Raw genomic sequence first — 2,096 nt, 5'->3', positions numbered from 1 at the left:
CTGACGCGTCGCTGCTCGCGCTTAGGGAAGAACGGCAGGGGCCGTCCGCTCTCAACGATCTCGCGTCCGTACGCGCTCGTCTGGAACTTGGCGCTATTGTCCCTGACGGTTAGCTCGACAAGCCGGAAGCGCATCATCCTCGCGATGGAGGCCACGACGATCTGGCGCGGGAGGTTGGCTTCCGACGACAGCTGGGCGATCGAGCGAGGCCGGACCGTGGTCGCCCAGAGAACCATCTCCTCGATAATGCTCCAGGCTCTTCCGCGGTCGATCCCGACCTTGCAGGACATGCGGAAGACAGGAATCGCGATCAGCATGAGGGGGCCTTCGCAAGCTTCGCGGGATCGATCGACGTCGCGCAGGGCGTTCCGTCGGGGCGCTTCTGCCCCTTCAGCCAGTCGATGGTATCGATGATGCTGTCGATAAATGAGAGGTCATGCTCGGCCGCGTCGGGATTAACTCCGCGAACGGCCTCTCCGAGGAACGCCAAGCTTCCGACAACGACGAGCTTCGACTTGGCCCGGCTGAGCGCGACGTTCATGCGTCGCCGGTCCCGCAGGAAGCCTAATGCGCGAGCGCCGCTTCCCGCGTTGTTGCGGACAAGCGAGAGGATGACGAGGTCCGCCTCGTTGCCTTGAAAGCCGTCCACGGTGCCGACCCAGACGCCCCCTGGCATCGCCGGCTCAAAGCCTTCGAGCTGACTTAGCTTGCCAGCCCGCTTCTCGGCCTCAATGCGCTGAGCGATCTTGTCGACCTGGGCCGCGTAGAACGAGAGGATCGCGAGAGTCGGCCGCTTTTCGCCCTGCTCGGGGCTGACGTGGTGTAGGACGTCGATGACCGCCTGCACCTCGCCGGGGTTGTGCCATCTAGGGTGCGCGCGTTCGGCGTGCGTCCCCACACCGGTCACGCTGACGTGCTGGAACTCGACCGACACGATGGGCGAGGCGGGCAGCGGGGCGAGCACTCTGAAGGGGGGCGCGGCCAAGTGCGCCTCCTCCTCCCGGGCGGCGGTCGTCTTGACGCGATCCTCATAGAACGCTTTCGAGACAATGGTCGCGATGGCGGGATCCATGCGACGCTGCGACGTCAGGGTGGCGGTGATCGCTCGATGACTCGAGTTCAGAAGCAGCTTGCGTTCGTCCTCCGTAACAAAGTGGCGGAACGGCTCGAAGAGCCGTAGGGCGGTGTCTGCCACGTCGCGCAAAGCGTCGGCTTCGGCGGCGATCTGCTCGAGCTCGGCGATCTCTCCATCCCGCATGAGGGGGCCGACGTACTGGTCGGCCATCTCAATGGCCTGGACGACCGCACTGTGGTCGCGGAGCAGGGCGACCATCCGATCGGCCTCGAAGGGGGGCAACTGATGATGGTCGCCGATCATTAGGCGCCGACCAGAAAGCATTAGCGCGCCGACGAGTTCGGGCCCGGTCGCCTTCGCTGCCTCCTCCACGATGACCCAGTCGAACTGCTCGCGGGCCTCGACGAGCCTCTCGACGTCGGCCGAGTTCGCAGTTGAGATAACGATGTTGGCGGCATCGAGGATGAGGCTAGAGACGGCATTGAGGGCAACGCGGTCCTCCTTCACGACCGCGTCCTTCGATCTGGCAAGGCGTCCGGACGCGGCGGCCAGGGCGTTGATCCTGTAGCGTAAGGCCTGTGGCGCATCCCGGGCGAGCTGGCTTTCCGAGAGCAGCGTGAGATAGTCGCTACCGGTCTTGTGCAGGTCCTCGTCGCTCGTCGACTTGCGATCCGGCGCAGTCGAGCGGACCACGATGACGTCGTCCTGCCCGCCGGTTTTCAGGGTCTTCCTGATAGCGGCCTGGAGGTGATCGAGCGCGTCGTGGCCCTGCGCGGTCACTAGCAACCGCGAGGATCGGTCGTCATGAAAGCGCCGACGCACAACCTCAGTCGCGAGCCGCGTCTTTCCAACACCGGGCGGCCCCACGACCATGTAGGACGGCGAGGTCGACCACAGTCCTAGCAGCGCCTGCTGCTTGGGTTCGTCCAGGTCCAGGAAGTACTCGTCCCTTTGGGCGTCGGCGTCGATGATCTCACGGCTCGAACGGCGCACTCGCCAAGGATCGTCGAGCATCTCGGCA

The 2,096-nt window shown here is 65.0% G+C and carries 2 protein-coding genes; both read right to left on the bottom strand.

Annotated elements, in window-relative coordinates; translation table 11 throughout:
• A partial coding sequence (locus I55_RS16070) for a hypothetical protein (protein WP_044561596.1) occupies positions 1-317 on the bottom strand: 317 nt, incomplete at its 3' end.
• Positions 311-2,096 (bottom strand): AAA domain-containing protein (locus I55_RS16065; protein WP_044561595.1); only part of this gene is annotated, 1,786 nt, incomplete at its 5' end. The genes I55_RS16065 and I55_RS16070, both read right to left, overlap by 7 nt.

The organism is Azospirillum sp. B4 (assembly GCF_000333275.1).
In the GTDB taxonomy this organism is placed as follows: domain Bacteria; phylum Pseudomonadota; class Alphaproteobacteria; order Azospirillales; family Azospirillaceae; genus Nitrospirillum.
The sequence above is the reverse complement of the archived record's forward strand: the minus strand, read 5'-3'. Positions and strand labels throughout refer to the sequence as shown.